22 protein-coding genes are annotated in these 25,285 nt (G+C 63.4%); 14 read left to right on the plus strand and 8 right to left on the minus strand.

The window, feature by feature from the left end; genetic code table 11:
• Positions 1 to 7: 7 nt before the first annotated feature.
• From BLU04_RS10320 to BLU04_RS10335, 4 genes are read right to left on the minus strand one after another with little or no spacing between them, the layout of a single operon-like run.
• Positions 8 to 940 (minus strand): NrtA/SsuA/CpmA family ABC transporter substrate-binding protein, encoded by a 933-nt coding sequence (locus tag BLU04_RS10320; protein ID WP_093285509.1) that lies wholly within the window; start codon positions 938 to 940, stop codon positions 8 to 10.
• A gap of 57 nt (positions 941 to 997) precedes the next feature.
• On the minus strand, positions 998 to 1,780 hold the full coding sequence (locus BLU04_RS10325) for an ABC transporter permease (RefSeq protein ID WP_093285511.1): 783 nt from the start codon (positions 1,778 to 1,780) through the stop codon (positions 998 to 1,000).
• Positions 1,777 to 2,652, minus strand: a complete 876-nt coding sequence (locus BLU04_RS10330; protein WP_093285514.1) for an ABC transporter ATP-binding protein — start codon at positions 2,650 to 2,652, stop codon at positions 1,777 to 1,779. Before BLU04_RS10330 ends, BLU04_RS10325 begins: the two co-directional genes overlap by 4 nt.
• A 44-nt stretch (positions 2,653 to 2,696) precedes the next feature.
• On the minus strand, positions 2,697 to 3,860 hold the full coding sequence (locus BLU04_RS10335; protein WP_093285516.1) for a sulfotransferase: 1,164 nt from the start codon (positions 3,858 to 3,860) through the stop codon (positions 2,697 to 2,699).
• Positions 3,861 to 4,122: 262 nt separating this feature from the next.
• Here BLU04_RS10335 and BLU04_RS10340 point away from each other — a divergent pair, with 262 nt between their 5' ends.
• The 6 genes from BLU04_RS10340 to BLU04_RS10365 all read left to right on the plus strand — a co-directional run bounded on the left by BLU04_RS10340 (position 4,123) and on the right by BLU04_RS10365 (position 12,688).
• Positions 4,123 to 4,944 (plus strand): alpha/beta hydrolase, encoded by an 822-nt coding sequence (locus tag BLU04_RS10340; RefSeq protein ID WP_093285519.1) that lies wholly within the window; start codon positions 4,123 to 4,125, stop codon positions 4,942 to 4,944.
• A gap of 186 nt (positions 4,945 to 5,130) precedes the next feature.
• The gene (locus BLU04_RS10345; RefSeq protein ID WP_093285522.1) at positions 5,131 to 6,219 is read left to right on the plus strand and encodes a substrate-binding domain-containing protein; all 1,089 of its coding nucleotides are present in this window, start codon (positions 5,131 to 5,133) and stop codon (positions 6,217 to 6,219) included.
• A gap of 15 nt (positions 6,220 to 6,234) precedes the next feature.
• Positions 6,235 to 9,417: a cellulase family glycosylhydrolase gene (locus tag BLU04_RS10350; protein WP_093285524.1), complete on the plus strand. Its 3,183-nt coding sequence runs from the start codon at positions 6,235 to 6,237 to the stop codon at positions 9,415 to 9,417.
• 70 nt (positions 9,418 to 9,487) lie between these two features.
• Positions 9,488 to 10,753, plus strand: coding sequence for a GAF domain-containing sensor histidine kinase (locus BLU04_RS10355; RefSeq protein WP_093285527.1), 1,266 nt, complete (start codon positions 9,488 to 9,490; stop codon positions 10,751 to 10,753).
• Between the two features lie 48 nt (positions 10,754 to 10,801).
• On the plus strand, positions 10,802 to 11,947 hold the full coding sequence (locus BLU04_RS10360; protein ID WP_093285529.1) for a hypothetical protein: 1,146 nt from the start codon (positions 10,802 to 10,804) through the stop codon (positions 11,945 to 11,947).
• Complete coding sequence (locus BLU04_RS10365; protein WP_093285532.1) at positions 11,948 to 12,688, plus strand: putative 4-mercaptohistidine N1-methyltransferase; 741 nt, start codon at positions 11,948 to 11,950, stop codon at positions 12,686 to 12,688.
• Positions 12,689 to 12,775: 87 nt separating this feature from the next.
• Here the strand turns inward: BLU04_RS10365 and BLU04_RS10370 are convergent, their stop codons facing one another.
• From BLU04_RS10370 to BLU04_RS10380, 3 genes are read right to left on the minus strand one after another with little or no spacing between them, the layout of a single operon-like run.
• On the minus strand, positions 12,776 to 13,198 hold the full coding sequence (locus tag BLU04_RS10370; RefSeq protein ID WP_093285534.1) for an organic hydroperoxide resistance protein: 423 nt from the start codon (positions 13,196 to 13,198) through the stop codon (positions 12,776 to 12,778).
• A 33-nt stretch (positions 13,199 to 13,231) separates the two neighbouring features.
• The gene (locus BLU04_RS10375; RefSeq protein WP_093285537.1) at positions 13,232 to 13,690 is read right to left on the minus strand and encodes a DUF5069 domain-containing protein; all 459 of its coding nucleotides are present in this window, start codon (positions 13,688 to 13,690) and stop codon (positions 13,232 to 13,234) included.
• 44 nt (positions 13,691 to 13,734) lie between these two features.
• Complete coding sequence (locus BLU04_RS10380; protein ID WP_093285539.1) at positions 13,735 to 14,157, minus strand: Rrf2 family transcriptional regulator; 423 nt, start codon at positions 14,155 to 14,157, stop codon at positions 13,735 to 13,737.
• Between the two features lie 104 nt (positions 14,158 to 14,261).
• Here BLU04_RS10380 and BLU04_RS10385 point away from each other — a divergent pair, with 104 nt between their 5' ends.
• Genes BLU04_RS10385 through BLU04_RS10415 form a run of 8 tightly spaced genes read left to right on the plus strand, consistent with a single transcriptional unit; the run spans position 14,262 to position 23,555 of the window.
• Complete coding sequence (locus BLU04_RS10385; protein ID WP_162274675.1) at positions 14,262 to 15,317, plus strand: glycosyltransferase family 1 protein; 1,056 nt, start codon at positions 14,262 to 14,264, stop codon at positions 15,315 to 15,317.
• A gap of 60 nt (positions 15,318 to 15,377) precedes the next feature.
• Positions 15,378 to 16,871, plus strand: coding sequence for a hypothetical protein (locus tag BLU04_RS10390; RefSeq protein WP_093285545.1), 1,494 nt, complete (start codon positions 15,378 to 15,380; stop codon positions 16,869 to 16,871).
• Positions 16,872 to 16,879: 8 nt separating this feature from the next.
• Positions 16,880 to 17,920 carry a glycosyltransferase family 9 protein gene (locus BLU04_RS10395; RefSeq protein ID WP_157895280.1) on the plus strand — a complete coding sequence of 347 codons (1,041 nt, stop codon included), beginning with the start codon at positions 16,880 to 16,882 and terminating at the stop codon, positions 17,918 to 17,920.
• A 45-nt stretch (positions 17,921 to 17,965) separates the two neighbouring features.
• Positions 17,966 to 19,000: an NAD-dependent epimerase/dehydratase family protein gene (locus tag BLU04_RS10400; RefSeq protein WP_093285549.1), complete on the plus strand. Its 1,035-nt coding sequence runs from the start codon at positions 17,966 to 17,968 to the stop codon at positions 18,998 to 19,000.
• A 10-nt stretch (positions 19,001 to 19,010) separates the two neighbouring features.
• Positions 19,011 to 20,129 (plus strand): DUF1972 domain-containing protein, encoded by a 1,119-nt coding sequence (locus BLU04_RS10405; RefSeq protein WP_157895281.1) that lies wholly within the window; start codon positions 19,011 to 19,013, stop codon positions 20,127 to 20,129.
• Complete coding sequence (locus tag BLU04_RS10410; RefSeq protein ID WP_093285554.1) at positions 20,126 to 21,238, plus strand: glycosyltransferase family 9 protein; 1,113 nt, start codon at positions 20,126 to 20,128, stop codon at positions 21,236 to 21,238. The genes BLU04_RS10405 and BLU04_RS10410 overlap by 4 nt, the downstream gene beginning before the upstream one ends.
• Positions 21,239 to 21,297: 59 nt before the next feature.
• Complete coding sequence (locus tag BLU04_RS16510; RefSeq protein WP_157895282.1) at positions 21,298 to 22,212, plus strand: glycosyltransferase family 9 protein; 915 nt, start codon at positions 21,298 to 21,300, stop codon at positions 22,210 to 22,212.
• A gap of 41 nt (positions 22,213 to 22,253) precedes the next feature.
• On the plus strand, positions 22,254 to 23,555 hold the full coding sequence (locus tag BLU04_RS10415) for a glycosyltransferase family 9 protein (protein WP_093285556.1): 1,302 nt from the start codon (positions 22,254 to 22,256) through the stop codon (positions 23,553 to 23,555).
• Positions 23,556 to 23,597: 42 nt separating this feature from the next.
• On the opposite strand, the gene wzx is transcribed toward BLU04_RS10415, so the two are convergent.
• Complete coding sequence (wzx, locus tag BLU04_RS10420) at positions 23,598 to 25,100, minus strand: O-unit flippase-like protein (RefSeq protein WP_157895283.1); 1,503 nt, start codon at positions 25,098 to 25,100, stop codon at positions 23,598 to 23,600.
• Positions 25,101 to 25,285: the final 185 nt, after the last annotated feature.

The raw sequence follows: 25,285 nt of genomic DNA on the forward strand, positions 1-25,285 counted from the left end.
GCTCGGCTTATTCGGCGAAGCGGATGACCGGGAGGTTCTTGCTGAGGCCGAAGTCGACGAGTTCCTGCGCGCGCTTCGCGACGAAGGCGCGGAGATCGGGCGAGGCGGAGAGGTCGACCTTGGAGGGATCGGAGGCCCCGGCGTAGACGGGATTTTCGGCGGCGATCTTCTCGACGAGGGCGGGTTCGAGGCGGAGGGTTTCGCCGAACCAGGCGGAGGCTTCCTTCGGGTTCTTCGCGACGAAGACGACGGTTTCCTTCAGGGCGGCGACGAAACGCTTCGCGGCGTCGGGATTCTCCTTCAGCCATTCGGTCCGGCCGATGACCCAGAGCTGGTGGGGCCAGCGGACGATCTCGCGGGCGCCCTTCTGGGTGAACTTGTAGAGCTGCGGCTGGCGGAGGAGGACGCCGTCGGCGAGCTTCTGCTCGAGGGCGGCGGGCTGCTCGTTCGGCGGGACGTTGATGAGGGTGACGTCCTTCGCGGGGTCGAGCCCGGCGGCCTTCAGCGAGGAGAGGAGATCGACGTGGGAGTCGGTCCCGAAGGCGACGGCGATCTTCTTTCCCTTGAAGTCGGCGAGGGTCCTGAGCGGGCTGTCGGCGGGGACGACGAGGCCGTGGGCCGAGGTGCCGAGGACGGCGACGACCTCGACGGCGTCGGGCTGCTTGGCGACGTAGTTCGCCGTCGGGACGACCGAGGTAAAGGAGAGGTCGATGCTCTTCGCGGCGAGGGCTTCGACCTGGGGAGGGCCGTATTGGAAGAAGGTCGACTGGACGGCGAGGCCGTGCTTCTTCGCGATGCCGCTCTTGTCGAGGGCGAGGGCGATCTCGCCGTGGAGGGCGGTGGCGTAGCCGTACCGGACGGGGACGGCGGTCTCTTCGGCGCGGGCCTGCGCCTGGAAGAGCAGGGCGGAGGCGAGGAGGAGGGGGAGGAGGCGTTTCATGGGAGGAGAGGGGGGTGGGTGACTCGGGCGGTGGTGGGAGTCGGTTTGGTTTTGGGCTTAGCGGAGATGTCTCCAAGGAAAGAGGACCCGCTCGAGCCGTTCGAGGCCGACGGTCATGGCGGTGCCGGTGATCGCGATGACGATCATGCCGACGAAGACGCGCGGGGTTTCGAGCTGGATGCGGTTCAGCTGGATCATGTAGCCGAGGCCCGATTGGGCGGCGACGAGCTCGGCGGTGACGACGGCCATCCACGACTGGCCGAGGCCGATCTTCAGCCCGGTCCAGACGGCGGGCAGGGAGGAGGGGAGATAAACCCGGGTGAGGAGGGTGAGGCGGCCCGCGCCGAGGCACCTCGCGGCGCGGAGGTATTGGGGCTCGACGGAGAGGGCCGCGCCGAGGGTGTTGATGAAGACGGGGAAGAAGGCGGCGAGGGCGGTGATGAAGCAGCCCGAGGCGTCGCCGATGCCGAACCAGAGGATCGCCATCGGGATCCAGGCGATGGGGGGGATCGGGCGGAGGAGGGAGACGACGGGGAGGAGGAGCCAGCGGAGCGGGGTGATCGCGCCCATGGCGAGGGCGAGGGGGACGGAGAGCCCGGCGGCGATGCCGAAGCCGAGGAAGACCCGGCGGAGGCTCGCGCCGAGATCGCCGAGGAGGGTGCCGTCCTTGACCAGGTCCCCGACGCTCGCCGCCACCTCCCAGGGGGAGGGGACCAGGATGGCGTTATGGAAGGCGAGGGCGACGGCGCTCCACCCCCCGAGGAAGAGAAGGATGCCCGTCCCGCCGAGGAGCCAGGGGCCGAGGCGGCGCCAAAGGAGGGAGCGCGTCTTCCCGCTCATGACGTCTTTCCTTCCGCAGGGCCGAAGTTCTTCAGGCTCTCCTCCCGGATGAGGGCGAAGAGTTGTTCGTGGAGCTCGAGGTAGGCGTCGCTGCGGCGGACGGCGAAGCCGCGGGGACGGGGGAGATGGACGGCGAAATCGCCCCGGACGGCGTTCGGCCTCACGCCGAGTACGACGACGCGGTCGGCGAGGTAGATCGCCTCGTCGATGTCGTGGGTGACGAAGACGACGGTGTGCCGCCACGATTCCCAAAGGGAGAGGAGCTGCTCCTGCATGAGGAGGCGGGTCTGGGCGTCGAGGGCCCCGAAGGGCTCGTCCATGAGGAGGAGGGGCGGCTCGATGGCGAGGGCGCGGGCGAGGCCGACGCGCTGCTGCATCCCGCCGGAGAGCTGGGTCGGGTAGTGATCGGCATAGGCGCCGAGGCCGACGAGGGCGAGGTGACGGCGGGCGGTGTCGAGGGGGTGGGGGCGCTTGAGGTTGCGGAGGCCGAAGGCGACGTTCTCCAGGACGGTCATCCACGGGAAGAGGGAGTGGTTCTGGAAGACGACGGGGCGGCGGGCGCTCGGCTCCCGGACGGTCTCGCCGTCGACGACGGCGCGGCCCGCGCTCGGCGGCTGGAATCCGGCGAGGACGTTGAGGAGGGTCGACTTGCCGCAGCCCGACGGCCCGAGGAGGGCGACGAACTGGCCCGGAGGGACGACGAGGTCGATGCCGTCGAGGGCCGCCACCGTCCGTCCGCTGGTCCCGACGGGCCGTTTGCCCCGGGCGGGGAAATGGACGGCGACCCCCTCGACGCGGATCGCGCCGGTGGGGACGGCGGCGGTTGCGGCCTTGTCGGCGGGGAGGGGGGCGGAAGCGAGGGTGAGGGACATGGCGGGCCGGGCGTTGACGCGTGGGCGGGGTGCGGTGCTTGCGGTTAGAGGACGAGTTCGGTCGCGGTGTAGCGGCGCTTCACGGCGAAGTACTCTTTCCACCGGCGCGGCGCGCGCTGGCCGGAGATGAATTCGGCATCCCAATCGAGGACTTCGGAGAGGGTCGGGGCGGGGACGGCGGTTTCCTTCCAGAGGCCCCGGCGGCGGCGTTCCTCGCGCTGGTCTATGAGCCAGTCGTTGAGGCTCTCGTAGACGACGTGGCCCTCGGGGGCGTCGAGGGTGGCGGCGCGGATCCGGCTGTCGTGCTCGAGGTAGAGGGCGGCGTCCTGGACGGAGGGGACCGCACCCTCGACCTCGACGGCGTAGCCGAGCTCGCGCAGGGCCCCGCCCGCGACGCCCGCGAAGATCTCCTGGTCGTGGAGGCTGAGGTGGCGGCGGTAGAGGCCGATGTAATCGGAGGAGACGGGTTGGCCGAGGGGCTTGTGGTCCCGGGTCTTGCCGCGCCGTTGGGCGATCTCGCCCCGGTGGAATTCGAGGATCTGCGGCTCGTAGGCCTCGCCGAGGAAGGCCGCGACCTCGCGGAGGACCGGCTCGGGATCGGCGGCCAGCTTCTCGTAGGAGACGTCGAGCCACGTTGCGGCGGGGAGTTCCCTCCGCAGTTGCGCGGCGACCTCGTGGGTCCGCTTCCAGACGACGGCGGCGGCGTAGGCGTTGCGGGGGCCGAAGGCGGAACGGAGCTGCTCGACGGCGATGTCCCGTCCGTCCCGGACGAGGTTGATGATCTTCGCCCCGGGGAAGTCGGCGAGGATCTCGCGGACATAGAAGAGGTTGTGGGGCGTCTTCTCGCCCCAGCGGGGCTTGTTCACCGCGGCGGCGTACCGTTCGAGGATCACCCGGTAGGCCTCGGCGAATGTCGGGGCCTGCGTCGCCGCGACGAGCTCGTCGACGATGGTGGCTGGATTGAGCGGGAGGCCGAAGAAGGGAGTCTTCAGCCCGAAGATCATCTCCGAGACGAGGGTGCGGAAGTGGGCCGGTTTCGTCAGGTCGCCGTAGGTGTGGAGGTAGGCGCGGAAGCGGGGGTAATACCACGCGACCTCCGGGACGGCGAGGCGGCTGTGGTGGCCGAGGATCGCCATCAGGAGGGTGGTGCCGGAACGCTCGCTGCCGACGATGAAGAAGGGGGCGGTAGAGGGGGAGGACTGGCTCATGAGAATGCGTTGAACGGAGAGTAATCAATAAATCTATTATGTCTATAGATTTATAATATTAATTCTTAAGTGATTGGTTATGAGGTGATTTTAATCATAGGAAATGACTGCTGCTTTAAATTCTCCCAAAAGGAGAGCCTGATCGGTCCCGGAAAAGGGGTCGCTTTGTAGGGGGAATCATTCAGATTGCCACTGCCATGCGCTTTGCCGCGCCCGGCCCGACGCGGTTCCCGCCACATAAACAACCAAGGAGTGATAGACGATGAGCATGATCACGGTGAAGGACGGTACGCAGATTTTCTACAAGGATTGGGGCACGGGGCAGCCTCTCTTTTTCCATCACGGCTGGCCTCTTTCCGCCGACGATTGGGATACGCAGATGATGTTCTTCCTGGCGAAGGGGTATCGGGTTATCGCCCATGACCGCCGCGGGCACGGGCGTTCGACGCAGACGTCGCGAGGGCACGACATGGACACGTACGCCGCCGACGTGGCCGCGATCGTCGAGGCCCTCGATCTCAGGAATTCGGTCCACATCGGTCACTCGACCGGCGGCGGCGAGGTGACTCGCTACGTCGCCCGCCACGGAAAAGGGCGGGTGGCCAAGGCCGTCCTCGTCAGCGCGATTCCGCCTCTTTTCATGCAGACGGAAAAGAATCCGGACGGCGTGCCGAAGGCGGTGGTCGACGGGATCCGCGACGGCACGGCGAATCACCGGTCGCAGTTTTACAAGGACATCACCATGCCGTTCTACGGTTTCAATCGTCCCGGTGCCGTGATTTCCGAGGGGATTCGCGAGAATTGGTGGCGGCAGGGCATGATGGGGGCCGCCATCGCGCAGTATGAATGCATCCGGGTCCTTTCCGAAACCGAGTTCTACGACGACCTGGCGATCATCGATATTCCCGTGCTGGTGATGCATGGGGAAGACGACCAAATCTGTCCCTTCTCCTCGACGGGAGCGAAATCGGTGAAGCTTTTAAAGTACGGCCAGCTGAAAACGTATCCCGGATTCCCCCATGGCATGCCGACGACGCATGCGGGGGAGATCAACGCGGATCTCCTCGCATTCATTCAATCCTGACCCGATTCCGTTGAGGTGAGGGGAGAGCCCCCGGAACCCGATCAAACAGGGTTCCGGGGGCTTTTCTTTGGCGGGCATCGATCCGGATGGGGCTCGTGATCGACATTGGGAGGGCATATGGGCAGGGTGGCGGGGCGCGTGTCGGGCGAATGCGGTTCGATAGGGCGCGCCCCCAAGGAATTGAACATGTCCGTCCCCTCCAGGAAAACCCGGTCGAGCAAGCCCGATGCGATCTATGCCGTGCTTCGGGGGCGGATCGACTCGGGGCATTGGGGCGTCGGGGAGCGCCTGCCGACCGAGATCGAGCTCGCCTCCGAATTCCAGTGCAGCCGGACGTCGGTCAGCAAGGCCCTCTCGCTTTTGTCCCTTGCGGGGCTGGTCGGCCGCCGGACGCGCGACGGGACCCGCGTCCTGCCCCCCTCGGCGGGGAAGATGCTCGACGCCCTCGCCTTCATCTATCCCAACGAACGGCACGAAGGAGTCTGGCGCACGGTCTGCGGGTTCCAGGAGGCCGCCTTCGGGGCCCAGCGGCGGACGTTGATGCTGCCGACGGGGACCGACTTCCGGAAGGGGGCCGAGATCATCGGCCGCCTGGGGGAATTCGACGTGAAGGGGGCGGTGCTGCTGCCCACGTTCCAGGCGGAACGGGACCATACCTATTACGTCCAGATGCTCCACGCGTGCCGCCTCCCCATCGTCCTGGCGGAGATCAACCTGCCCGGCGTCCTGCGGCCCGCCGCGGTGCCCGATGGCTTCCATGCCGGGTACGAGGTGACGCGCCATCTCCTCAAGCGGGGACTGAGGAAGATCGGTTTCCTGGCGAATTTCTCGTGGGCGCCCCTCACGCGCGACAAGTATCTGGGCTACCGGAAGGCGATGGAGGAGGCCGGCCTCGACGGGAACTCGGCCCGGGTCCGCCAGGAGGCCGAAATGACGCCCCGGTTCGACGATCCGCTGCGGGAGCCGACCGAAGTCGCCGAACGGTACCTCGCGGAGCAATCGGACGTGAAGGCGGTCGTCTGCGCGAATGACTATCTGGCCCTCGGCCTGATCGCCGCCGCGAAGCGAAGGAAGATCCGGATTCCCCAGGCGATGAAAGTCGTCGGGATCGACGACTTCCGGGCCGCCGCCCCGGCGGGGCTCACGACCTACCGGATTCCCTACGAGGAAATCGGCCGCCAATCGTTCGCGCTGCTGGAGCGGGCGCTTGCGGGCCACCCCGAACCGAGTGAAATCCAGGTGCGCGGCGAACTCGTCGTCCGCGAGAGCGCCTGAGCGCCTTCCTTTGTCATGGGCAAACTCTCTCAAGCCTGGGTCCTCGCCCTCTTCTTCTGCCAGGCGACGGCGTTTTCGTCCGACCTCAGCGGAAGCTATGAGTGGAGCCGGATGAAGATCGGCGGCGGCGGCTTCGTCGTCGGGATGAGTTTCAATCCCGGGGAGAAAGACCTCCTCTATGTCCGTACCGACGTCGCGGGAGCCTACCGCTGGAATGCCCCCACGGCATCATGGAAGCAGCTGGTCACCTCGGCGAGCCTTCCGCCCGAGTACGTCGGCTACGGCAAATATGCGGGAGTCGACAGCCTCGTCGGGGCCCCCGGCAAGCCGGAGGTCGCCTACATGGCCTTCGGGGGCCAGCCCTACGGCCTCGTCGCCGGGCAGGTCTTCCGGAGCACCGATCGCGGCGACCATTGGCAGCCGACCCGTTTCAGGGAAACCGGGGTCAAGCTCGAGCCGAACGGGGAGGGGCGGTTGGAGGGGGAACGGCTCGCCGTCGATCCGGCGAACGAGAACGTCGTCTACTTCGCCTCGATTCAGGACGGCCTGTGGTTCACCGAGGACGGCGGCGGGAAATGGAGCAAGGTCGCTGCCGTCCCCGCCGGAAAGCCCCCGCATGGGGTGACGACGATTCTCTTCGACAAGAAAAGCGGGACGACCCAGGCGGCATCGGGTGCGAGGACGAACACGATCTATGCGACGGTCGAGGAGGGGGGCGTCTTCCGCAGCGCCGACGCGGGGGCGACGTGGAGCAAGATTTCCGACGGGGCGGCGGGCGATGCGGGGAAGCCGCGCGACGCCACGATCGGACCCGACGGCACCTATTACGTCGTCTACGACAGCGTCAAGGGGGGGGTCGGGTCGCTCTGGAAGTACGGTCCGGGCGCGAACCCCTCCGGCGCCTGGACCGAGATCACGCCCCCCGCGCCGAACGGCGGCAAGGACAAGTCCTACGGGGCGATCTCCGTCGATCCCTTCGATCCGAACCACGTGGTCGCCATGATCAACGGGGGGAAAACCTTCGTCTCCTTCGATCAGGGCGCGACCTGGACCTACCACCTGTTCCGCCTCGAAAGCCCGAACATCGAGTGGATGGGCAAGCAGGCCAACTATTACCTGAGCACCGGCCAGCTGGCCTTCGATCCCTTCGACAAGGGGAAAATCTGGTATGCGGAGGGCTTCGGCGTCTGGTGGACGCGCGATCTCTCGCCCGCCCAGATCGCCTGGCGCTCGGAGAGCGAGGGGATCGAGGAGGTGTGCGGCAACGACGTCATCGCCCCGCCCGGGGGGAAGCCGGTCGCCGCCATGTGGGATGTCGGGGCCTTCTACTTCGACGATGTCGACCTCTACACGGCCCGGCGTTCCCAGCCCGGCTTCATGTCGGCCTGGGCGCTCGACTGGTGCGCGAGGGATCCCAAGTTCATCGCCGGGGTTTTCCGCAGCCACCTCGATTTCGTCCCGAAGGCGAACTCGAGCGGTTTCTCGACCGACGGCGGGAAGACGTGGACCCGCTTCGCCGCCCTCGAAAACGGGACGGCGCCGAAGGAACTCGAATACGGCGTGATCGCCGTCTCGGCCTCCGATCCCGATCACCTCGTCTGGTCCCCTTCCGCGAAGAAGCTTCCCTACTACACCGCCGACCGGGGCGCGACCTGGAAGCAGGCGACCCTCGGAGGCCCCTCCGAGACCGGCTTCAATTCCCACCCGATGTCGACGAAGCCCCTCTGCGCCGACCGCGTCGCGCCCGACACCTTCTATCTCTACACGCCGCAGGCCGGCCTCTTCCGCTCGACCGACGGCGGAGCCTCTTTCTCAAAGGCCGGCAATCCGGTTGCGAACAAGTGGGGGCCGATGCTGAAAGCGACCCCCGGCCATGCCGGGGATCTCTGGTTTGCCGCGGGCGACGAGGCCGGCCTGTTCCACTCCACCGACGGCGGCGCGACCTGGACCCGCCTTCCCGCCCTGCGCGCGGCGGCGAACATCGGCCTCGGCAAGGCGCAGGCCGACGACGGCTATCCGACGCTTTACGTGGCGGGAAACGTCGCCGGGGAGTGGGGCCTCTTCCGTTCCGTCGACCAGGGGGCGAGCTGGGACAAGCTCGTCGATTATCCCGTCGGCATCTTCGACGCCATCGACGCGATGGACGGGGACAAGGATCTCTTCGGCCAAGTCTACGTCGGTTTCTCCGGCTCCGGCTTCGCCTACGGCAAGCCCCGCGCCGCGGCGGCGCAGGCCGCTCCGGCGGGGGAGGGGCTCACCCAGGCCGGGGTGACGGCCCAAATGGGGCGGGGCCTCAATCTGGGCAATTTCCTCGAAGCCCCCCATGAGGGAGCCTATACCGACGGACGGGTGCTGCAGGAGGACGATTTCGCGCTGATCCGGAAGGCGGGATTCAAGTCGATCCGCGTCCCCATCTGCTGGGTTTCTCGCCTCGGCCCGGCTCCCGATTACACGATCGATCCGGCCTTCCTGAAGCGGGTCGACTGGGTCGTCGCCCAGGCGAAGAAAAACGATCTCACCGTCGTCCTCGACTATCATAACGACGATGCCCTGGACAAGCAGCCCGACGCCAACACCGGCCGTTACCTCGCCACCTGGAAGCAGATCGCCGAGCATTACAAGGACGAGCCTTCCAGCGTCTACTTTGAGCTTTTCAACGAGCCGACGCCCGAGATGGGAGCCGACCGTTGGAACGATATCCTCGCGAAGGCGCTCGCCGTCGTCCGCGCCAGCAATCCGACCCGGACCGTCGTGATCGGCCCGGTCGCCTGGAACAACATCAACCGGCTCCCCGACCTCGTCCTCCCGCTGCGGGACCGGAATCTCCTCGTCACCGTTCACTTCTACTATCCGATGGAATTCACCCATCAGGGGGCTTCCTGGGTCGGGGGGAGCGAGAAGTGGCTCGGCACCCCCTGGCTCGGAACGGAGAAGGAGAGGCAGAATATCGTGTGGCAGTTCGGGAACGCGGCAGGATGGGCGGAGGAACGCCGCCGCCCGATCTTTGTCGGCGAATTCGGCTCGTTCGAGAAAGGCGATCTCGCTTCCCGCGTCCGCTGGACCGCGTTTGTCGCCCGGACGGCCGCATCCCACGGCTTCACCACCGCCTACTGGGAGTTCTGCTCCGGCTTCGGCGCGTACGACCCCGTCGCGCGGGAATGGCGGCAGCCTCTTTTGGAGGCGCTCATGGGGGAATGATCGCCTTCTGTTTTCCGGGAGGGATGATACGAAAAACTGGAGCCCTCGGCGTTTAGTGGTAACTTGAGCCATGATGATGCCTCCGATCAGCGGGAGCGAGCTCGACCGCCTCCGCGTCCTCCGGGAATACAAGATCCTCGATACCCCGCCCGAGAAGATCCTCGACGATGTCGTCACCTTGGCGGCCTATATTTGCGGGTCGGACATCTCCCAGGTCACCCTGGTTGACGAAGACCGGCAGTGGTTCAAGGCGTCGTTCGGCATCGAGGCGACCGAGACGCCGCGCGATTTCTCGTTCTGCGCCCATGCGATCCAGCAGCCCGACATTTTCATCGTCCCCGACGCGACGCAGGACGACCGCTTTGCCGACAATCCCCTCGTGACCGGGGAGCCGGGCATCCGCTTCTATGCCGGATCGCCGCTCATCACTCCGGAGGGACATGCCCTGGGGACCCTCTGCGTGATCGACCGGACGCCCCACCGGATGACGCCGGAGCAGAAGAGCGCCTTGACCGTCCTGAGTCGCCTGGTGATGACCCACCTGGAGATGCGGAACCAATCGCGCGAATTGGCTCGGCTGAACGAGGTGCTCAGCGGCAAGACCCGCGAGCTGGAGCGCGCGGCGACCCTGAAGAACCGCTTCCTGGCGAACATGACCCATGAATTGCGGACCCCCCTCAACTGCATCATCGGCTTTTCCGAGATCCTTTCCGACGGGGGCGCCGGCCCGGTCAGCGCCGACCAGAAGGGCCATCTCGACGACATCCTGGCGAGCGGCCGCCACCTGCTCGAACTGATCAACGACCTCCTCGACATCGCGAAGATCGAGGCGGGGAAGATGAGCCTCTTCCCCGAGGCGTTCTCCCTGCCGGAGGCGATCCGCGAAGTCTCCTCCGCCGTCAATCCCCTCGTGCAGAAGAAGGGGATCACGCTGGCCGCCGCTCTCGCGCCCGAGGTGAAGGGGGTGGTGCTCGACAAGAAGCTGTTCAAGCAGGTCCTCTTCAACCTTCTTTCCAACGCGATCAAGTTCACCCCCGAGGGCGGGAGGGTCGAGCTCAACGTCGCCCCGGTCGGGGAGGGACGCTTCTCGATGGCGGTGCGGGACACCGGTATCGGGATCAAGCCGGAGAACCTCGCCCGGCTCTTCAAGGAGTTCGCCCAATTGGAGGACGACCAGTCCCGGCAGCATCAGGGAACGGGATTGGGGCTCGCCCTGAGCCGCAAGATCGTCGAGATCCAAGGGGGAACGATCACGGCCGCCAGCGAGTTCGGAAAGGGAAGCCTCTTCACTGTCGAGCTCCCCCGCGTCACCTCGGAATCCCTTGCTTTAAGCTGAAGCGGGGAATGAGGTTGACGTACGTTTTTTTTGATCAACCTTTAAGGTATGTCGTCCGCCTACCCCCAGTTTCCCGAGTTCAGCCTTTCCCGCCTTTTGACCACTGTCTTCGCGCCCAAGGGCGGCGAACGGGTCGCCATCCTGATCGACCTCCCCGATCCCCGCGGCGTCCGGGACTTCGCCTTCCTCTCCGATCCGGCGTTCCCGATCCAGCGGAAGGCCTATGAGGTCTTCTACGAAGGGCTGAAGAACGGCGGCCTGGCCGAATTGAACTTCAAGGGGGGCGACTTCTTCGCCTACGAGATCACCGGCGGCAGCAACCTCGACATGTCGGACGAGGCTTACGCCCCTTCCGGCGCGAAGCTCAGCCTCGCCAAGGATGTCTACCCGAATTACGACCTGATCCTCTGCGTCTCGACCTACTCGGCGACGGCCCCGCTCACGGCCTTCGCGAAGCAGTACGGCTTCCGGGGGGCGACGCTCCACGGCCTCAACGACATCATCCTCCAGACCGGCCTGGCCGTCGATTACAACGAGGTCAGCCGCCAGGCCGAAAAGCTCCGCCTGGGGATGACGAAGGCCGACCGCTTCGAGATCGATTACGAGTTCGCGGGGAGGAAGGCGACTCTCGTCCTGGAAACGGCGAAGCAGGAAGCCCAGAAGAGCCACGGCCTCTGCCGCGGCCCCGAGGCCGACATCGCCAACCTGCCCGCCGGGGAAATCTATTACGTCCCGGCGGGGGCCGAAGGCCAGTTCCCGATGTGTTACGAGGACGGCACCCTCGGCCTCATGGACGTGAGCGGCGGGCGGATCAAGAAGGCGACCCTGATCCAGGGCAATGCGGAAACGATCGAGGAACACAATGCGAAGCTCCAATCCGATCCCGTCACGGGGGAGCTCGGCGAACTCGGCTTCGGGACCCAGGTGCTCCCCGTCTCGGGCCGCGACATCCAGGACGAGAAGGTCCTCGGCACCCTCCACGTCGCCACGGGCCGGAGCGACCATCTCGGCGGCAAGCTGACCCCGGACAAATTCGCCGTGGCGAAGAACGCCACCCATGACGACATCCTCTTCTCCCCGGAGAAGACCCCCGGCGTCGTCATTCCCGAGGTCCGGATGGTCCGCGACGGGAAGACCGTCGTCGTGATCGAGAACTTCCGCCCCGCCCCCTACCTCCAGGCGCTGCTGAACTAGATGGCCTCGTTCTACGAGAGCGACCGGGCCGTCGCCGAATACCTCCTCTTCCATTACGGAGAGGGGACGTACCCCGTCCCGCCCGGTTCCGAAGGGGCGCTCGGCTTCCCCGCGCGGTGCGCGGCGCTCTTTGCGCCGCGCGGCCCGGAAGCCCGCGCCCTCGATCTCGGGTGCGCCGTGGGGCGCTCGACTTTCGAGATGGCTCGGCAGGGAGGGACCGTGCTGGGGATCGATTACTCGGCCCGATTCGTCGAGGCCGCCGAGGTGTTGCGGACGGAGGGAGAGATCTCCGTGGAAATCGCCGAGGAGGGCGACCTGGCCCGTCGTGTCGTCCTGAAGCGGCCCGAGGTCGATCCGGCCCGGGTGGCGTTCCTGCGGGGCGATGCGCTCGCCCTTCCCGATCTCTCTCCGTTCGATGCTGTCCTCGCCGCGAACCTGATCGATCGGCTCGCCGATCCAGCCCGGTTCCTGGCCCGGCTGCCCGCCTTGGTCCGACCGGGAGGAGAGCTCGTCCTGACCAGCCCCTATACGTGGCTGGAGGACTACACGCCGCGCGACAAATGGCTCGGCGGATTCGTCCGGGACGGCGTTCCGGTCGGCACCCGGGAGAGCCTGGAGCGCCTTCTCGCCCCTGCCTTCGAGCTGGTCCGCGCCGTCGATCTCCCGTTCCTGATCCGGGAGCACGCCCGGAAGTTCCAATGGAGCATCGCCGAGGCGACCCTCTGGCGTCGCCGGGAATAAGGGCGCGTGGAGAAATAATAAACCGCCGCCGCCAGGGTGACCCGGCGACGGCGGTTTGTTTTGTTTTGGACGGGATCGGGATCGACCTTAGGCGACCGTCAGCGTGACCGGGATGTTCCCGCGGGTGGCGTGGGAGTAGGGGCAGACGATGTGGGCCTTCGCGGTCAACTCCTCGACGACCGATTTCTCGACGCCGGGGACGTGGACCGTCAGCTCGACCTCGAGGCCGAAGCCCTGCTGGTCGTCCCGCTTGCCGATGCCGACGCTGCCGGTGACGGTCGATTCGGCCGGAATGGCGACTTTCGCCTGGCTGGCGACGAACTTCAGCGCGCCGAGGAAGCAGGCGGAATAACCGGCCGCGAAGAGCTGTTCGGGGTTCGTTCCCGTGCCGCCGCCGCCGCCGAGTTCCTTCACGGTGGAGAGGGTCACGGAGAGCTTGCCGTCGTCGGTCGCGGCCTTGCCTTCACGGCCGCCGGTGGCGGAGGCTTGGGTCTTGTAGAGGATATTCATGGTATGGATGGGGTGGGGATGGGGGTTGGGTGATTAGGCCTTGCCGCCGAAGCTGACATGATCGTCGAGATCGAGGAAGTCGAACCACGTCTTGATATCTTCCCGCGTTTTCGTGAATTGGCCAACCTTCTCGGCGAAGAAGCCGAGGGTTTCGGCGTCGCTGTCGGGGCCGCGCTTGTCCTGGTAAGTGGACCAGGCTTCGATTTCCCACGGGGTGCGGGGGGTCTTCGCGTTCGCGTTCAGCCATTCGAGGATCTCCCCGTCGCCCTTGCCGGCGGCGAGTTCCTTCGAGAGGGCGGCGGGATCGAACCCGATGAACTTGATGATGTGCTGGTCGAGGCCGCAGTCGTAATGATATTCGCCGTTCTTTCCGGCGAGGACGGCGCGGCCCTTGTCGAGCATGCGGGGCAGGATGGCGTAACCGCCGAGACGGCTGCGGGGGCTCCGGGGCGGGCGCTGGGTGAGGTCGAAGGAGGCGATGGGGGTGCTCATGTTGGTTTGGTTTGGGGTTGGGGAAAGGGGGGGGCCGGGGGGGCTTATCCCGCCTGGATCGTCGCGATGACGTCGGCGAGGGTGGTTTTACGGAGGCTCGCCTCCACCGCGTTCTGAGCCTTGTCGAGGATGCCCTGGAGGGCGGCATGGATGTGGCAGCTGACGGCGCACCCCTTCATGGGGGGGTAGGAGTGGATCGCGAAGGCCTTCGGCGGCTCGACGGCGCGGTAGATGTCGAGCAACGAGATCTCCCGAGGCCGCTTGGCGAGGACGCAGGTCCCCGTCTTGCCGCGGGTGGTGCGGATCAGGCCCGCCTTGGAGAGCTTCGCCACCGTCCGGCGGACGAAGCTGGGACTGGCGTTGACGCTCTTGGAAAGGGTCCCCGAGGTGAGGTCCTTCCGGGAGGAACACCCCAGCCCGCTCATGAGATGGACGGCAATGGAGAACTGGGTGTTCACGGCGGCCATATTGAAACTATAATCGTAACAAATAAAAAAGCAAGGGGGAAGATTCGTTTTTAGGGATTGTGAGGAAAGAAAGGGTTCGTATGCTGGCGGGGTTCCCGTCCCGCATGAAGATTGCCCTCGATACCTCGCACCTCTTTATCGCCCGGGAAGGGATTGCCCGCTATCTGCGGGGCCTGCTGAAGGGTTTCGCCACGGTGGGAACGCCCGGGATGGAGATCGAAACCGTCGCGTGGCCGGTCGAGAATTTCGGATTCCAGCAGCCGCTGCGGGCGATGAAGACGGCTTACCGGGAAGGGATCTGGGGACGGATCATCGCGCCCGTCGCGCTGCGCCTTCAAAAATTCGATCTCCTCCACTCCCAGGGCGATATCATTCCGCCCTCCCTTTTTCCGAATCAGGTCATCACCCTGCACGACCTCGCTCGCCTCCGCTTCCCCCAATTCATGCGCCCCTGGAACCGCCTCATGGCGGGGAATCGCCTTTCCTACCTCCATCAGGCGCGGCGGATTCATTGCATCAGCCATTTCACCGCCGATGAGGCCCACCGCTTGCTGGGTATTCCCTTGTCGAAAATCGAGGTGATTCACCTCGGGGTCGATGCCCTGCCGGTCGAAGAGCCGACCGACGCTTTTCGGGCGACGATTCCCGAATCCTATTTCCTGTTCGTCAGCGCCCTGAAGCCGAACAAAAACATCCGCCTGCTGCGGGAGATCTATCTCTTGGCGGAAAGCCGGAGCATCGCTCTTCCTCCGCTCCTGCTGGTCGGAGCGAGGATGGAAGGGTGCATGAGCGAGGGGACGCCTCCCGCTTCGTGGAAGTTCCTGGGACATGTCTCCGATGCCACGCTCGGATGGCTATACTCCCGGGCGGAGGGGCTCCTTTTCCCCAGCCTGTACGAGGGCTTCGGCTTTCCGCCCGCCGAGGCGATGCGCCTGCGCTGCCCCGTCCTGTGCGGCCGGGTGGCCAGCCTGCCCGAAGTCTGCGGAGAAGGGGCCTTTTACTCCGAGTTGAGTCCCGAGCCCTTTCTGGAGACGATGCGCCAGGTGCTTTCCGAGCCGAATCAAAGGGAGGACAAGGTCGAGGAGGGCTATCAGCACAGCCTGGGCTTCTCCTGGGAAAAGTGCGCGCGGGAGCATCTCGAACTCTACGCCTCGGTCTGAACCTCGGCCCCTTCGCTTATGGAACGCGTTCCCTCTTCCCGAAAGAATTGGTTTGGTCTCATGGCGCTCTTGGGCCTGATCGTTCTCTGGGCGGGAACGATGTTCTTCCATCTCTACCGGTTCACCTTCTCGGCGATCGATTCGTGGGCTTACTTTGCCCCGGCCGTCTTTGCGAAGGGACCGGGCGATCTGAACATGCCGCTTCTGGGGGCCTTTGAGGGAAGCCACGCGTGGGGCTTGAATTGGCCGGGAGGACTCCTGATCGACTCGCTCTTTGTCCCGTTCCTCCCGAAGATTCCCGTCCTCTACACGCTTCTCCACATCGCCGAATGGTTCGCCGTGTCCTGCGCGACGGCGGCCTGGGTCCGGACGCGGACGCCGGGGACGCTTCCCGTGATCGCCGCCTTCTTCCTCGCTCTCTTCGACCGCAATCTTTTCGACATCGCCTGGTTCGAGCGGCACGAGTTCTTCTGCTGCCTGGCGGTGCTCGGCGTCGTTTACGGCCTCTGGAAATCACGGGAAGGAGAGAAGGGCAAGACGCCTTATGCCCTCCCTGTTCTCGGCCTTTCCTTTTTCCTCCTGCCGCTCCTTCAGCCGACCCTGTTGTTGGCGGGAGGGGTGCTGTTGTTCCTGCTGTTCGTCTTCCATTTTTGGCAGGACAGGAAGAAGCTGACGCTGCGGAGCGTCCCCGGGGTGCTCTGGCTGAGCCTGATTTCCTACGTCTTCGGGATCGGCGGTTTCTTCCTCTATTATCGGCCCGGTTCCGAAGTGCTGGCTAGCCTGCTCGACCATCTCCATTCGACCCCGGCCAACGCCCATTCGGACGGGCGGTTTTTCTTCGGAAAAACCTTTCTGCTGCGGATGCTCGAGCCGGGTTTTTTCTCGGAAAACCTCGTCTTCCTGGGGGCGTTGGCCGCCTGCGCGGTCGCCGCAGGACGGGCGATCCGCTCCCGCACCTTCCCCAAGGCCTGGAGCCCCTTTTCCCTCACGGCGGTCTTCTTCCTCGCCCTTCTCGCTTTCGCCCAGTCGACGCAGAACGCCTTCTACATGGTGTTGGCGACGCCCTTTTCGATCGCGCTCTGCTGCTGGGGGATCATGGCTCTCGAAGGAAAGGGGAGGCCGATGGTGCTGCTCGTCCTCTTCGTCGTCCTCGGAAGCCTCCAGACGGTCTACTACATCGCCCGGACGCGCTCCATGGAGCGGGCCGGTTGGCCCGATTTCCGGCGGGAAGCCGCGGCTCTCGTCGACGGATTGCCCGAGGCGCACCTGATTCTGATCCCCCCCGCCTTGTGGCAGGAGGCCATCTCCCGTCCGAATCAGTTTGCGATGAGTACGCTGCCCTACCATGCGAGCGCCGCCCATTGTCTGCGCTACGAAGCGGAGGTGCGCGCCCACCTCCTTCCCGGGGACCTGCTTCTCACCGATCGCCTCCAGGAACATCCTCCCTACACGGAGGTCGATCCCGCCCAGTGGGAAAAAATCGGGGAGAGCAAGTGCATCTATTTCACCTATAAGGAAAAGGGCTTCGACATCACCGTGTGGCGTCATCGGTAGATCCGGCTATGAAGCGCCTTCTGCTTTTGGAAAATCACCGCCTCGGGGACGCAGTGATGAGCCTCCCGTTTTTACGCGGCGCGACGGAGGCCGGATGGGAGGTCCATGCGGGTTCCTCGACGGCGGCCCGTGCCGTCTATGAAACGGTCCTTCCTCCGGAGCGGATCGTGACGTGGGACCGCTCGGTCGACTCGTTCCGGGCCTTGCGCCGGATCGGTGCCGAGGCGGGCGTCTCAGTCTGGGCCGACGTCAGGGATCACCTGTTGCTCCGCCTGCTCGGCATCCCGCGCCGGATCGGGTTCCCCATGAACCGGCGGAACTACTACGCGAACCACTTGGCGTGGCGGCAACGGAGCCTCCGGATCGGGCAGGCGCTCCAGGGAGCCTGCCGTCTGGGCGGCCTGCGGCTGCTGACCGACAGCCTGCAGCGGACCGATTACTCCCAGCATCACGTGGCCGACTGGGGCCAGATCGCCGCGGAAATCGATTTCCCCCTCCGCCTCGAAGCCCCCTGGCTCGACCTTCCGCCCCTTCCTCTTTCCGACGCGGCGGAGCAGTTCCTCCGCGATCATGCGGGGGAGGGGATCTGGGTTCTCCACCCCGGGGCGTTCCAGCCGGGGAAGCGGTGGCCCCATTACGCGAGGCTGGTGCGGGAACTCTTCGAGCCGAGGGGTATCCCGCTGATCGTGGTGGAGACGCCCGAGGCGGCTCCGATTCCGTTGAGTTCCCCCAACAGCCTGGCCTGGCCGGTCGAATCGCTCGCCGCCTTTTTTCAGCTGGTCTCCCGATGCGACTTCGTGTTGTGCAACGATTCCGCCGCCTCCCATGTCGGGGCGGCCTTGGGGAAGCGGGTCTTGACCGTCTTCGGCTCCGGCTCGTCCGATTGGTTCGCCCCCTACGCGCCCGGGGCAGTCGTCTTCGAGTCTTCGGCCTGCCCGGTCCGGCCCTGCTTTGATCGATGCGTCCAGCCTTCTTTCCTTTGCCTGGAGGGGGTTTCGTTTGAAACCGTGGCGGCGGGGGTCGAGCGCGCTCTCGCATCGACCAATTGATTCCACTTGCCCCGGCATGCCTCGGATGTGACTATTGTAAAGGATATGTCTGATGCGAAAGTGAAAGTGCTGGTCACGGGAGCAGCCGGATTTATCGGTTCCCATATTTGCCGCCACTTGATCCGGGAAGGATGCCAGGTGGTCGCCTTGGACGATCTTTCGGGCGGCTTCGCCGACCACGTCCCCCCCGAGGCCGAATTCGTCCGGGGCTCGATTAATGACGAGGCGCTGATCAACGACCTCTTCGCCACCCACCGCTTCGAGGAAGTCTATCACCTGGCCGCCTACGCCGCCGAGGGCCTGAGCCACTTCATCAAGCATTTCAATTACACCAATAACCTCCTCGGGAGCGTCAATCTGATCAACGCCTCGGTGAATCACGGCGTGAAGCTCTTCGTCTTCACCTCGTCGATCGCCGTCTACGGACGGAACCAGCTGCCGATGCGGGAGGAACTCGTCCCCGCCCCCGAAGACCCCTACGGCATCGCGAAGTACGCCGTCGAGCTCGACCTCGCCGAGAGCCACGAGATGTTCGGCCTGAACTACGCCGTCTTCCGCCCCCACAACGTCTACGGGGAACACCAGAACCTCGGCGATCCCTACCGCAACGTCATCGGCATCTTCATGAACCGCATCCTGCGCGGGGAGCCGCTCACGATCTTCGGCGACGGAACCCAGACGCGGGCCTTCTCCTACATCGACGACGTGGCGCCCGCCATCGTCTCGGTCCGCCACCGCCCCGAGGCCTGGAACCAGGTCTTCAACGTCGGCGCCGACACCCCCTACGAGGTCCGCCGCCTGGCCGACGTGATCGCCGCCGATTTCGGCGTGAAGACCCCCGAGATCCAGTTCCTCCCGGCGCGGAACGAGGTCGAGCACGCCTATTGCAGCCACGAGAAAATCCGCCGCTTCTTCCCCGAGACCGCCCGCGCGGCGACCCTCGAGGAAGGCGTGGCGAAGATGGGGGCCTGGGCGCGGAAAGTGGGCTCCCGCGAGGGGCAGCCCTTCGGCAAGATCGAGGTCCCGAAGAACATGCCCCCCAGCTGGGCGGCCCTCACCCTGAATCAGGCGCGGAAATAATCGAAGTCCCGTGAAAATCGCCATCCTCGGCCTCCGCGGCCTTCCCTCCACCTATAGCGGCTACGAGGCCTTCGTCTCCGAGCTCGCCCCGCGCCTCGTCGCCCGCGGGCACGAGGTCACCGTCTATTGCCGGTCCAGCCTCTTCCCCGAAAAACCGGCGACCTGGCAGGGCATCTCCCTCCGCTACGTCGCCAGCCTCGAGCACAAGATCACCAGCACCCTCTCGCACTCCTTCCTGAGCCTCGCCGACGCCTCCCTGCGCGGCTTCGACGTCATCCTCGTGGTGAACGCCGCCAACGGCATGTTCGGCTTCATCCCCCGCCTCCTCGGGTGTCCCTCGGTCCTGAACGTCGACGGCATGGAGTGGCTCCGTCCGAAATGGAGCCCCACCGCCCGCTTCGTCTTCAAGAACTCGGCCCGCCTCGGTTGCCTCTTCTACAACCGCGTCATCACCGACGCCGAGGAAATGCACCGGCTCTACGCTCAGGAATTCGGCATCGACACCGATTACATCGCCTACGGCGCGAACATCGAGACCTCCGAGCATCCCGAAGTCCTCGCCCGATACGGCCTCACCTCGGGCGGCTACTATCTCATCGCGAGCCGCCTCGTCCCCGATAACAACGCCGACCTCATCGTCCGGGAATTCGTCGCCTCCGGATCGGACAAGATCCTAGCCATCGCCGGCGGGGCCGACTATCGCGGGAACACCGTCGAGCAGGCCTTCCTCACCCGCCTGAAGGCCATCGCCAACGACCGGGTCCGATTCCTCGGCCACGTCGGCGAGACCGGCCACGTGAAGGAACTCCACTGCCACAGCTTCGGCTACATCCACGGACATCAATTCGGCGGCATCAATCCCTCCCTCCTGAAGGCCCTCGGCTATGGCAACTGCGTCCTCGCCCTCGACACTCCCTTCAACTCCGAAGTCCTCGCCGGGGGCGACTACGGCCTCCTCTGGAACAAAAGCGAAGGCCATCTCGCCTCCCAGATCCGCAAAATCGAGGGCGATCCCGCCCTCCGCCAGACCTTCTGCTCGAAGGCCCCCGAACGGATCCGGGACCAGTTCACCTGGGACAAAATCACCTCCCAGTACGAAACCCTCTTCGCCCGCCTGATCGCCCGGTGAGTCGCCTCCTCCCAGAGACCTTCCGCAGCCGGGCCAACTACGCTCTGGCCTTGGCATCGGAGGCCCTGCGACCGGCGCTCTGGGCCATGGGACGCCTCCTGGCCGGCTCCCCGCTTCCCCGGAAGGAATGGAAACGGGGCGTCCTCATCGGGGCCGACCACATCGGCGACATCCTCTACCGCACCGCCGCGCTCCCCACCCTCGCCGCCGCCACCCCCGGCTGCGCCTGGAGCTGGTTCGCCGGTCCTCCCTCCCACGAAATCATCGAGGCCGATCCTGTAGTGAATGGGCGATGTGTGCTGCTTCCAGATGGGGTTGAAGAAACACGCTTTTCTCAATTGGTAACTAAGTTGAGAGAGGGGAAATATGATGTCGCCGTATGCTACGATACGGGGCGCTATTGGAAGTTTCTCCTGGCCGCAGCCTGTGCGGGAATCCCAACCCGTGTCGGTTACACGCATAAAGGCTTCTCGGGATTGGTCACGTATCCGATCCAAATCCATTGGCCACAGGCCTTTTCAGCCTATTTCCGCGATCTGGTCTCTCAACTCGCGGAGGTTTCCGTGGCTCGAGACCTTCGCCCCCGCCTTTCATCGTCGATGGAGAGCAGGGCAGTCGCCACCCGTTTTTGGGAGGAAAAAGGGTTGTCTGAAAAAAAGAGGGTCTTGGCCTGCGCTTTCTTTACCCGACAGAAAAATGCCGGCGAACGTTTTGCCGATTTCGCCGAAGTGGCGCGACGAGTGCAGGCGCGCACCGGCATTTCTCTTTGCTTTCTGGCTTCGGCTTCGGAACGGGAGGAATTGGAGTTTCAGATGCGAAAAGAATCGTTGTCAGGGATCATCGCTGCAGGAGAACTGGGGCTCCTCGCTGCAGGGGCTTTGCTGCAAGGGTGTTCGGCTCTTTTGGCTACCGATTCAGGTGTGCGTCATCTCGGTAACGCCGCCGGAATCCCTGTCGTATTTCTAAGGAATCTCGGGAGCCATCGAATCGAGACCGGAGCCTACTCCGATACGGAGATCGATGCGACTCGCACCGACGGCACCGGCCTGGATATCGAAAATGCAGAGCGCGTGCTTTGCGAGATCATGGAGGCGGGAAAAGTATCGTGAAACCCCGTGTCCTCATCGTCCGCACCGATCATTTGGGTGACTGCTTACTGACCACTCCCTTGATCCGCGCCCTTTCCCAAGGTGGATATGCTGTTGATATTCTTTTTCCGGCAGCCTTTTTGGATCTATTTGCATCCAATCCCCATATCGAAAAGGCAATGCCTCTCGATATTTCCTGGAGGAGTCGGGTGTTGCGTCTGGCTGCCACCTTACGTGAAGGAAAATACGATCTCCTACTCTTGCCGAACGCGTCGCCTTGGCAGGTGACTCTTGCCGGATTGCTGTCGGGAATTCCAAAGCGAATGGCGATGTGGGGAGGCATCTGGGGGCGTCTTGCCGGTTATCGTTGCCTAAGATCGGGTATCGAAAGTGCCCCCAGGCCCTATGCGGAAATTCTTCTCGATATGGCACGAGCATTGGATATTCCGATCGGCCATGCGAAACCCGAAATTTTCTCCACTCACAAAAGGAAATCCCTCGGCGGCTCTTTGCGTGTCGGAATCCATCTGGGAGCAGGAGGGAGCGCCTGCAATCTGGCGCCTTCAGCTTATGCCGAGCTCGCCTCTTTTATTTTGACCGAAACCGATTGGGAAATTGTGCTTACCGGCACCAAGGACGAGCAGCGATTGTTGGAGACTTGGCCACACACGCTTCGCTCTTCGATTCGGGTGCGAAATGTCATGGGAGGAGCGCTCGAGGATTTGTGCCGGGAAATCACCTCATTGGATTTGCTGATCATCTCATCGACGGGACCTCTCCATATTGCAGCCGCTCTGGAAGTGCCGACGCTGAGTCCCTTTTGTTCCCGCCCCGGATTGAGCCCTTTGGTGTGGGGAAATCAAAACGAGAATGGATCGGCCCTTGTCTCGCCGCTCGATCTGTGTCGGTGTGTCGGGAGCGGATGCTATTGTGATTTTTCAGGGAAAATCACCCCGCGTGATCTTTTTGACCATGCCCGATCGATCCTGGGTTGAGATTGCGGCTTTCTTTTCAAAAAGCTCTAGAAGCAGAGAGAATGAATACTTCTTCCGAGCGGTCTAATTTCGCCCAAAGAGGGGCGAAGGGTGCTGCAGGACGTTTTACCTGGCTGTTCTTTTTTCCCCAGCCGATTCGCTTTTTCCTCGTCCGCTTTGGGGTGGATCTGTGGCATGCCAGCCAATTTGTTCTTTTTCTTTTAGTCGATGCCTTGCTTCTCGTTTTTGTTCGGAAGGGAGATTCGGGTGCCGTTCTTCTCGTTAAAATGGGCGAACTGGGTGATTACGTTCTGTTTCGCAACTTTCTAAAAAGCGTCCGAGATCATCCCGCTTATAAAGGAAGGAAGATCGTCCTTTGTGCCAACATTCATCTCAGAAGCCTTGCAGAAGCTCTCGATAGAGAATGGGTGGACGCATTTGTATGGGTTGATTTCAGAGCCTTTACGGCCAATCCGTTCACTCGCTTCCGGACCCTCCGCCGTTTGAAGCTCCTGGGTGCGGCAGTGACTCTCAACCCCGTTTACTTGAGAAGCCTTGTGGGATCGGACGCTCTTGTTCGTGCAAGTTGTGCAAATGAACGAATCGGCTTTGCTTCTCAACCAGCTGTCCCGATATGGAGCGAGAAAACGGGTAAAATTCTTTGGAATCCGCGATGGCATCAGGCGATCGGCGATCGCTTCTACACTCGATTGCTTCCAAATCCGTCTCCTCTCTTCGACTTTGAAATAAACCGAATCTTCTTTGAAAGCGTGTTAACGGGAACGCTGCTGCCCAGGCGTCCCTTCCTGGTGCCGGCTCCCGTCGAGGTTCCTTTACCGACGGGCCCTTTTGCCGTTCTTTTGCCTGGGGCGGGCGAGCGATTTCGAGAGTGGCCGGTCGAGAATTTCAGCGCGGTTGCCCGTCACCTGCGTGAACGTTATCATCTAGCCATTGTCGTGACAGGAACAGGCGCGGACCGCGCGAAAGCCGAGAGAATCGCCCTTTCGGAGGACTCCCTGCTGGATTTGACAGGCAAGCTATCTCTCCTTCAGCTTGCGGTGCTGCTTTCACGAGCTGCCATCGTCATCGCCAATGATTCGGGCGGCATTCATTTGGCCGCCGCCCTAGGTCGACCCGGCGTGGGTATCGCCACGAGATCTGGTCTGGTCCATTTCCATCCCTATCCGCCAGCGGTGGGCCATACTATCCGTTTCGCCTATCCTCGTTCGTTGCAGGAAGCAATCTCGCCCGAAGCCTACCTCGCGGCGCATGAACATCTTCCCCATCTCTTTGCATCCGAGGTTGAAGTTTCAGCTGTCATTCGAGAGGTTGACGAATGCCTCCAAGATTTTTCAGGCGCTTAAAGGCTCTCGGCGATCCCGGGGGCTTGGAGATGCCGTGCAAGCTTAGCGTGTGATTTGAAAGAAGAGTTTCAAGTACGCCGCGGCGCGCCAATTTAACCCTCGAATTCCGCGAAGAACAATCCACCAATCATTGAAGCAAAGGGGGACGATGCCGAATGCCAATATTAATCCCCACATGCCAAAATGGGGTGCAAGCAGAAGGCTGGCCGCTACGACGCCGATTCCGGTCAAGAGAAACGGGATCAAAATCGGCATCGTGTTCTCGGATACGATCAGAGTGCCATACTGATGGTAGTGCATTTCGAGAAAATAAAAGAAAAGGAGTGTTCCCAAAAGAGGCGTAGGGAGTAGGGGAGTCTTTGTTCCGATAGCTGAGAGGATCGACCCTCCTAGGAACAAGGCGGATAGCGCGCCCGCTAGATAGAGAGCGACCATCAAACGCATCCTGCCAGAAAAAAGCCGCGCGATGTCGTCGAGGCGGTTTTGAGCGCGGAGTTGATGGATCAGGGGAAACTTTACTTGAACTCCAATGAGGCTGACGGAAGCGATGAAGGCGGACACCTGCATTGATAGTCCGTAAGAGGCTGTCTGAGCCAGTCCCAGGAAGGCGCTGCAGATCAGCGTGTTGGCATTAAGGATTGCATATCCAGCAAGGCTCACTAAGCCGTTGCGCCACGACATCGGCCACAACGTTTGCAGCAACGCGCGGTCCACCCCGGCAAAAGAAGGCACCCCGACCATTCCTTCCTGGGTCAGGGCCCGGAACCAAAGCCGCCCTCCTTGGCGCTGAATCAGTCCTAAAAGAAGCTGGCCCAGCACAAGGGACCAGAGACCTAGATGACATGCCAGCCCGATGGCGATGACTCCATAGTTTGCTGCCAGCGACAAGACATACAGTTGCTGGGCCTGACGAACGCCGTTAATGCCTGAAAGAAGTGCGGGCCAAAGCGATCCGGACATGTTCAATGCCGTCGACAGGGAAAAGATAATCCATGCCCCCCTCAGAGAGGTTCGGGCATGAAGGCTTTCTGTCTGATGCCAGATCCACCAACTTCCCAAGGTAAGCATTGCCAGCAGCGTAATACCGGCCAAAATGCGGTAGTAGAAAGACATGGTTGAAGTAAGTCGCGAGAGCAACGCGAAATTCGGAGGCAAGCCCATGGCTCTATCTTTTCCGGTTTCGCCCTCAATCGTCTTGAGTCCCTCCGGCTGAAGTTCTTGGGCACCGCCCCATACATAGGCGACGGCCCTCGTCATCGTCGGATTGAAGCCGAGATCAAGAAGTCCTGTCAGTGATCCGACTGAGAGGAAAACATACCAAAGTCCAAGCACTTCGGGCTGGAGTGTCCGAATGATAAAGGGAAGAACGAATAGAAGCGCCCCTACCCGAAAGAACGTTGCAGCAAGACTCCATGCAGATGCTGACTGCGCGATGCGCGTGGAAAGTCTATGCAAAAGCTGTTTGCTATTATCGGAGCCGCGAGGGAGCGGGTAAGTGGGCTCGCTCATAACGATCATTTGAAAATAGAAGCGACGGATGTTCAAGGCAAGGTCTGTTCATTTTCAATTTCGAACGTTGCGGCATACGGAACGTACTCCTCGAAACGGGTTCGGAGTCGTCGATCGTTGAAACGGACATGGCTCTCTCCTGAGCCTTGTCCTAGCTCGGACTGTTTCAGTGCGTAGACGAGTTGCTTTTTAGGGGGGAAGTCAATGGCAAGCCTCCATGA

The sequence above is a fragment of the Verrucomicrobium sp. GAS474 genome (assembly GCF_900105685.1).
GTDB lineage: Bacteria > Verrucomicrobiota > Verrucomicrobiia > Methylacidiphilales > GAS474 > GAS474.